The 7,655-nt window shown below is 39.7% G+C and carries 10 protein-coding genes; 9 read left to right on the top strand and 1 reads right to left on the bottom strand.

Annotated features, from left to right (window positions below):
* Positions 1-100: 100 nt before the first annotated feature.
* From VJL_RS18815 to VJL_RS30225, 7 genes are all read left to right on the top strand, one after another.
* Positions 101-640 carry a hypothetical protein gene (locus VJL_RS18815; protein ID WP_047734386.1) on the top strand — a complete coding sequence of 180 codons (540 nt, stop codon included), beginning with the start codon at positions 101-103 and terminating at the stop codon, positions 638-640.
* A 138-nt stretch (positions 641-778) separates the two neighbouring features.
* Positions 779-1,384 (top strand): hypothetical protein, encoded by a 606-nt coding sequence (locus tag VJL_RS18810; RefSeq protein WP_038880385.1) that lies wholly within the window; start codon positions 779-781, stop codon positions 1,382-1,384.
* A gap of 136 nt (positions 1,385-1,520) precedes the next feature.
* On the top strand, positions 1,521-1,982 hold the full coding sequence (locus tag VJL_RS18805; protein ID WP_160167710.1) for a T6SS immunity protein Tdi1 domain-containing protein: 462 nt from the start codon (positions 1,521-1,523) through the stop codon (positions 1,980-1,982).
* 118 nt (positions 1,983-2,100) lie between these two features.
* Entirely contained in the window at positions 2,101-2,454 is a 354-nt protein-coding gene (locus tag VJL_RS18800) for a tRNA-binding protein (RefSeq protein ID WP_038880379.1), read from the top strand.
* A gap of 701 nt (positions 2,455-3,155) precedes the next feature.
* Positions 3,156-3,434, top strand: coding sequence for a hypothetical protein (locus VJL_RS18790; protein WP_038880373.1), 279 nt, complete (start codon positions 3,156-3,158; stop codon positions 3,432-3,434).
* A gap of 154 nt (positions 3,435-3,588) precedes the next feature.
* On the top strand, positions 3,589-4,176 hold the full coding sequence (locus tag VJL_RS18785; protein WP_038880370.1) for a sugar O-acetyltransferase: 588 nt from the start codon (positions 3,589-3,591) through the stop codon (positions 4,174-4,176).
* A 539-nt stretch (positions 4,177-4,715) separates the two neighbouring features.
* Positions 4,716-4,847 (top strand): hypothetical protein, encoded by a 132-nt coding sequence (locus VJL_RS30225; RefSeq protein ID WP_265101994.1) that lies wholly within the window; start codon positions 4,716-4,718, stop codon positions 4,845-4,847.
* Between the two features lie 137 nt (positions 4,848-4,984).
* Here VJL_RS30225 and VJL_RS18775 read toward each other — a convergent pair whose 3' ends face one another.
* Positions 4,985-5,347 carry a VOC family protein gene (locus tag VJL_RS18775; protein ID WP_038880364.1) on the bottom strand — a complete coding sequence of 121 codons (363 nt, stop codon included), beginning with the start codon at positions 5,345-5,347 and terminating at the stop codon, positions 4,985-4,987.
* A 208-nt stretch (positions 5,348-5,555) separates the two neighbouring features.
* Between VJL_RS18775 and VJL_RS18770 the strand changes: the two genes are divergently transcribed.
* A complete protein-coding gene (locus VJL_RS18770; protein WP_029807239.1) occupies positions 5,556-6,302 on the top strand; it encodes a DUF4145 domain-containing protein in 747 nt (248 codons plus the stop codon).
* A 136-nt stretch (positions 6,303-6,438) separates the two neighbouring features.
* Complete coding sequence (locus VJL_RS18765; protein WP_038880360.1) at positions 6,439-6,972, top strand: cysteine hydrolase family protein; 534 nt, start codon at positions 6,439-6,441, stop codon at positions 6,970-6,972.
* The last annotated feature ends 683 nt before the right edge of the window (positions 6,973-7,655 follow it).

Below are 7,655 nucleotides of genomic sequence, written 5' to 3'. Positions count from 1 at the left end.
CATTTTTACTTTGCGGTGGCTTATGTGATTAAGGCTCTGTGCGGTAGCTTTTGTATTGCGTTACTCACACCTTAGCAAGGCGTTATGTACTAAGAAGAAAATGAAAGAATTAAGTTTAATTTTACGACAAGCAACTAATCAAATTGATCAGAATTACTTCCACTTGAACATTGATGGGGGAGATCCGGTTTATAGAGAACGGGTCTATTGCTACGAGTTATACCATCAAATGAGATTAAAGTGGCCGCCCAGAACGGAGTACTATTTGAATGGAGAGATAGATAAGGCTGCTCATCCAATTTTAAAGTCTCTTAAATCTGATCATATAAAGCCTGATTTATTGGTACACAAACCGGGTTACATGTCAGGAAACCATGCAATTATTGAGGTTAAACACCAAAATGCTCAACCCAGAGGAATAATAAAAGACTTGGAGTCTCTGTCTGTATTTCTGAATGTTGTAGGTTATGAGCGAGCTATATATCTTGTGTATGGCTATGATATTGATCCTGTGAAGTTTAGTTCTAAGATTGCTCATTACTCTCGGGTAGTTAAAAAGTTAGGGTGTATAGAACTTTGGTACCATATGTCAGATTCGAGTGAAGCATTTCATCATTGCACTCTATTGGCACGTACATAACAAACTGTTCAAGAGTGATTCGCAACGCGTGGCATTTTTACTATGCGTTTGTTTTAGTGTTTAAGGTGGTATGCGGTAGCTTTCGGTATTGCGTTGCTCACACCTTAACAGGGCGTTATATACCTAGGGAGAATAAAGGTGAAAAATAAAATAAAGTTAGTTTACTCATTGTTATTGCTAGTAGCTCTTACAGGCTGTGCATCTACGTTGAAACCGCAAGATCTTAAGGAAGTTGAAACCGTCGGGGTAGTTAACGAGTTTCCTGAATATCCTAACTTTGTAACGACTGGTACAACGATATTTAACAACGATTATGATGCAGTTAAAGATAGTTCTTTCTCTGATTTACTTGTTAAAACGGTCAAAGACTATGTCGAGGCAAAAGGGATGGCGGTTAAGCTTATCTCGGAGTCAGAAATCGGTGATGTTGATATGGCTATAAAGCTTGTACCTAGAGATATTTATGGTGTATCGAATACTTTCGGCTATGGTGTCCATCAACAATCAATCTTTGGTAAACGAATGGGTGCGATAACATATGTATCGTTAAATGTTGTTCCATATATTGATGGCGACAGTAAATGCAGTACGTGTTACTTAAAAGGGGTTAAGGTTCTAGACATCGAAGAGCTTCCCGCGCAGTTCTCACTTTTATCTCAAGATGAACAAGCGCATGTAAAAGATAGTCTTGATGACAATATCCAAGAAACACTGACTAAAATTTTAATCGATAGCGGTATATAACAAACTGTTTAAGAGTGATTCGCAACGCGTGGCATTTTTACTATGCGTTGCGTTTAGTGTTTAAGGTGTTATGCGGTGGCTTTGGTATTGCGCTGCTCACACCTTAACAGGGCGTTATGTGCTTAGAGAGGAATTTATGCTTTTATTGACACCCGATACAAGTGATATTTGCAAAGGATTAGCTACTTGGAATTGGCTAGATTTTTCAGAGAAAACATTCCTTGTTGCAAATTTATTTGGAGATATGTTCTTTGAATCTAATGAAGGCATATATTTCTTCGATATGTTAGAAGGAACATTAACTGTTATCGCTGCAGATAAAATCGAACTTCAATCGATATTAAATACGAAGCAAGGGCAGGAGCAATTTCTAATGGTTAGCCTAGTGACAGGTGCTCGTGATAAAGGATTTATGCTTTCCGAAAATGAGTGTTATGACTTCATAATTCCTCCCTGCTTAGGAGGCGAGTTAAGTGTAGGAAATTTGCAGGTGTTGCCTTTTCTAAGCAAGTTAGAAGCAACTGGCGCAATTTACTCGCAAATCAAAGACCTACCAATAGGCACTGAGATTACGAGCGTAGAATTAGCACGCACATAACAAAGCATTTAAGAGTGATTCGCAACGCTTGGCAGTTTCGCTTCGCTCAAGTGTAGCCAAGCGCCGCTCACACCTTAATGCGGCGTTATGTGCTGGTGGGAAATTTGAGGATAGACGTATGAAATATGCCCCAATTAAAGACGAAATTACATTTGATGATTTCTCTAAAATAGATATTCGAGTGGGTTTAATCAAAGAAGTATCTAAAGTAGCCAAATCTGACAAACTAATGAAGTTAACAGTCGACTTTGGTGACCATAAGCGTTCGATTTTATCAGGTATAAAACAAGAGCGTGAAAACCCGAAAGAAATTGAGGGTAAACAGGCTCTGTTCGTGGTGAATTTACCAGAAAGAAAAATGGCAGGTGAAGTATCTCAAGGTATGCTGTTCGACATTGGCTATGAAGATAAATTACAACCATGTCTAGCCTGTCCAGAAACAGAAATGCCTAATGGCGCTAGAGCAGGGTAACGCACATAACAAAGCATTTAAGAGTGATTCGCAACGCTTGGCAGTTTCGCTTCGCTCAAGTATAGCCAAACGTCGCTCACACCTTAATGCGGCGTTATGTGAACAAAACTGGGATTGATGTCGAGTTTATGAAAATATGATGCTCGACAGTTTCTGATCCGGAATAAATACTATTTCAAATCATGAACTTGGAGCGTGAGCATTGTGAGGTTTGTTTTAGTTGCACTAGCACTGAACCATTTCATTTATTTGTATTTCGAGCACTTTATCGACGGCATAATGAGTAACCCTAGCGAAGCAGGTCAAGCTCCTGGGTATGGAATGGTTTACTCATTGTTGATCTTTCCTTTCCAGCTTTTTCTAGAACTAGTATTTATTGTCGCTCTGCTGTACCAAACTTTGATAGTTCGTCAATGGAAAGCGAGCATATGGTACTGGCCTCCTTTTTTATTAATATTGCTTCTGATCCTAGATATCGGGTACTGAGTTTGCATGTTCACATAACAAATTGTTCAAGAGGGATTCGCAACGCGTGGCATTTTTACTATGCGTTGGGTTTAGTGATTAGGGTGGTATGCGGAAGCATCGGTATTGCGTTGCTCACCCCTTAACAAGGCGTTAGGCGACATGAGATAAACGATAGAGTAGTGATAGTATCTTGGCGTGAATCTAGCTTCAGTTAGTTGAAAAGGAGTGGATAAATGAATGGTAAAGCATTTGATAATTGGCAAAAATCGCGAAAGAAAGGATGTTTAAATTGGCTTTTCAGAACCACTTTCGTCACAGCCATTTTGTACATGATTTTTAATGTTCTTTTCCTTTATCCATCTTCTGATGCGGCAAGCATTATGATTTTCTTATCGGATAATGCTCTTAATTACTCAATTTACACGATCGGGATGTTTTTCGCATTTTGGGCTATTTGGCTATACAACGAATCTTCGTATGAGAAAGAAGTTAAACGTAGAAATGTCGCCTAACAAACTGTTCAAGAGGGATTCGCAACGCGTGGCATTTTCACTATGCGTTGGTTTTAGTGTTTAAGGTGGTATGCGGCAGCTTTGGTATTGCGTTGCTCACCCCTTAACAGGGCGTTAGGTGCTTTGAGCAATCTTCAATAAGTTAGGTATATAAATGAAAGCACTAAGTAACAGAGAAAAGAGTCATATTAGCGGTGAGTTGTATAATCCTGATTTAGAGGGTTTACCTGAAGATAGGCTCAAAGCTGCCAAACTGTGCCATCAAATTAGTTCGTGCTTTGATTCCACAGAGAAAAACGGCTTAATCCAAAGCCTCTTTGGTCGCTCTGACCAAACGACTCAATTAAATGGAAATTTCTTTTGTGACTATGGCTACAACATCGAAGTTGGCAAAAATTTCTATATGAACACCAACGGTGTCATTTTAGACTGTGGCAAGGTTATTATCGGCGACTACGTGATGATAGGTCCGAACGTAACATTGTGTACAGCTGGTCACCCAATTGATGCTGCAACGCGGTATACCTATGAAGAGTTTGCAAAGCCAATCTATATTGCAGATAAGGTATGGATTGGAGCTAATGTGGTTGTTTTACCTGGTGTAAGCATTGGTTTTGGTGCTGTAGTAGGCGCGGGAAGCGTTGTAACCAAAGACGTCCCTGAAAATACAGTCGTAGTAGGTAATCCGGCAAGAGTCGTGAAAGAAAACATCAATACGGAACAGGCTGAAACACGCACCTAACAAACTGTTTAAGAGTGATTCGCAACGCGTGGCATTTTTACTATGCGTTGTGTTTAGTGTTTAAGGTGGTATGCGGCGGCTTTTGTATTGCGTTGCTCACACCTTAACAGGGCGTTAGCTGCTCTAGAGTTAAATTATACTTTAGTAGATAATATACGCTGTAATTCAACCATTTATGAAGTAGAAGTATGACAACATCGGATATAGTCATTTCAATAGCGATAGGGTTTACAGTAAATCTAATTACGCCAATGATCAGGAATTGGTTGGTTGCAGTATATTCAAATATTCGAGTTCAAATTAAAGGTACAAGTAAGAGTTTCTTAACTCGTCAACTGAGGCGGTTACAGGATAACCTCTCATGGTACGAAGAAAAGACGGCTAGTGACGCTCTTTTAAAGTGGCTTCTCCCACACCTATTTACTCAGCTAGTGTGGCTGTGTTTTGTTGTCATCGCGACGGTTTCTTCGGATGTTTTTCGTAGTAATCCAGAACTGCCGTCTACTTTCACAGAATGGTTCGACATCGGGATACTGATAATGGCTATTCGCCAAGCAATAATGTTCATTCTGCTTGGTGGTGAAGTTCAGAAAGTTCTGTCTATCGATGAAACAAGGTCACGTATCTGTAAGCAAATAAAAGGCATCGAATCAGAATTAGAACGCAGCTAACAAAGCATTTAAGAGTGATTCACAACGCTTGGCAGTTTCGCTTCGCTCAAGTATAGCCAAGCGCTGCTCACACCTTAATGCGGCGTTATACGCATTGGGAATTTACCACCGACAATGACTATCGGCGGCAATATGAATTAGTGTGTGAAAATTCGGATTCGGTGCCCATCTGGGTCAAGGGCTACAAAGTTAAACCCGAATACAGAAGCTTCAATTTCTTGCACAAATTCAATCCCTTTACCTTTCCAGTCAGCGAAAAGTTTTTCAAAGGTATCTTTGTCAGAAATCGGCATTGAAAGCTCTGTGCCACCACCTTTAATGTCACTTGCAGGTGTTAGTTCATTGTTCTGTTTTAGTGTGATTTTTACGTTGTCAGCAAAGTCTAGAGCAGCGAAACTAGGTGATAACAATTGTGGCTCGCAATTAAATGCTTTAGCGTAAAAGTCCATGCTTTGTTGCACATTACTTACATAAAGCACAAATGAATCAATCGTAAACATATCAAGTCTCTTGTTGTAGTTAATTGTTTGTATTATAAGGCTAATTGTAATTGGTAAAATGCGTATAACAAAGCGTTTAAGACAGATTCCCAACGCTCGGCATTTTCAGTTTGGGTCAGCTTTAGTGTTTAAGGTGGCAAGGTTCTAGGTAGGGTGGTGGCGTTGCTCACTACTTAACGCGGCGTTATGTGTTTCTTGGAGGTAATCTATGACAATTCCTAAATTAAACGAAGATAAGTTTAAATGTTTACACTGTGGTGTTCTGTCTCAACAGCGCTGGTTCAGCAGGCAAACTGTTACAAGAATAACGTCTGCTATTTTAGAACACTCTTATTTGGATGCTCGCTCGTCTATTTCTGAGTATACGGAGCGCGATTTACAAAGCTTTATGGAACGTTATAAAAATGACTTAGCGAGAAATTTGAGACAATATGTTCCAGACAACTTCTCAATCTCTATGTGTGCTAGTTGTAATGCAGAGACTCTATGGGTAAATGATAAAGTCGTATTTCCAGTAGCTAACTCCATCCCAGAGCCTAACAACGACCTAAATGAAGATATAAAATCAATTTATTTGGAAGCTGCATCCATATTGAACAATTCACCCAAAGGTGCCTCTGCTCTGCTACGTCTTGCTCTACAAATGCTTTTAAAGCAAGTCGGTAAATCAGGTAAAAATATCAACGATGATATAAAAGGTTTGGTTTCGGACGGATTGAGTCCCAAGATTCAGCAAGCTTTAGATATTCTACGAGTAGTAGGCAACAACGCAGTACATCCGGGCGCTATTGATTTCCAAGATAGTACGGATGTTGCTTTGAAACTTTTTCAGATTCTTAATTACATTGCAGAAGAGCTAATTACTAAACCAAAGGAACTGGAAAGTTTGTATAACGATATCATTCCGGACGAAACTAAAAGACACATTGAGCAACGTGATCGTAAAAACACATAACAAACTGTTTAAGAGTGATTCGCAACGCGTGGCATTTTTACTATGCGTTGATTTTAGTGATTAAGGTGGTATGCGGCGGCTTTGGTATTGCGTTGCTCACACCTTAACAGGGCGTTAGCCCTATCAGAGGAAAACAATGAAATCTGCAGTATTAGTTATTGATGTTCAGTCGATTCTGTTCGACCCGGACCCTCAACCATTTGAATCACAAATCGTACTCACCAAAATTAATGAGGTTACGAAATTAGCGCGTGCTAAGTCTATTCCAGTTATCTTTGTTCAGCACGAGCAACCTAAATCTGTTATTGAATACGAAAGCGTTGGTTGGGCATCACAGTCGAGCTTAATTACACAAACTGGCGACCATTTCGTTCGCAAAACAACACCAGACTCTTTCTTGAATACTAATCTTCAAAGTGTTTTGAATGAACTCGATGTAGATAGCTTAATTGTGTGTGGCTACGCCTCAGAGTTTTGCGTTGATACTACCATTCGCAGAGCTGCAGGTTTAGGCTATCCTGTAACGTTGGTATCGGATGCTCACACAACTCATGATAAGGAGCACGCCAGTGGGGCTCAAATTCGAGCGCACCATAATGCGACGTTACCTAGTATTTCTAGTTTCGGCGTTAAAATCCAAGCGGTAGAGGCGTGCAACCTTTGGGCATAGGGCTAACAAGCAATTTAAGAGTGATTCAGCACGCTTGGCATTTTTAGTTTGGATTTGGTTCAGTGTTTACGGTGGTCAAATTAAGTGTCGTGGTTGCGTGCTTCACACCTTAATTGGGCGTTATACGCTTATGTGTTCTAATCAGTTTATGGAAGATCAATGCAAATATGGAACAAATCCTACCTTTTGCTATTACTAATGAAATGGCAGTCATCATTGGACTCTTTGGACCTTACGTTTTAAAGCGGTGTGAACCGAGATTTGAAAGAGCTCTTTCCTCTGTTAAGAGTATCGCTCTATTTCGAGGACTAAGTGCTTGGAAGCGTGAACGAAAGTTTAAGCGATTAAAAAGGATTCGACGCAATAGAAATATTTACCCAATTGTTCAAGATGAAATCGCAAAGTGTAATACTTACTTCATAATGTTTTGCATATCAATATTGTTTTATTTGTATCTCTTTATGGATAGTCCGATCAAAGAGTTGTTCAATATTAATATGTGGTTGACTGTGCTTTTAGCCTCACCTATCTATTACTTCGAAATTAGGTGGTTAGTAGCATCTTCAAACAAGAAAGAGTTGTTAGGAGTAATGCGGGAGCTATGCTGATTTCTGGTGTATGGAAGAGAAAGGAAGTTGCGGTGTAATCTGTTGATGCAGTTCTCCCCAGAACGATTAACAGAA

This window comes from Vibrio jasicida CAIM 1864 = LMG 25398 (assembly GCF_000400365.1).
Classification (GTDB): domain Bacteria; phylum Pseudomonadota; class Gammaproteobacteria; order Enterobacterales; family Vibrionaceae; genus Vibrio; species Vibrio jasicida.
Note: the sequence above shows the minus strand (reverse complement) of the source record. Positions and strands in the feature narration are given on the sequence as shown.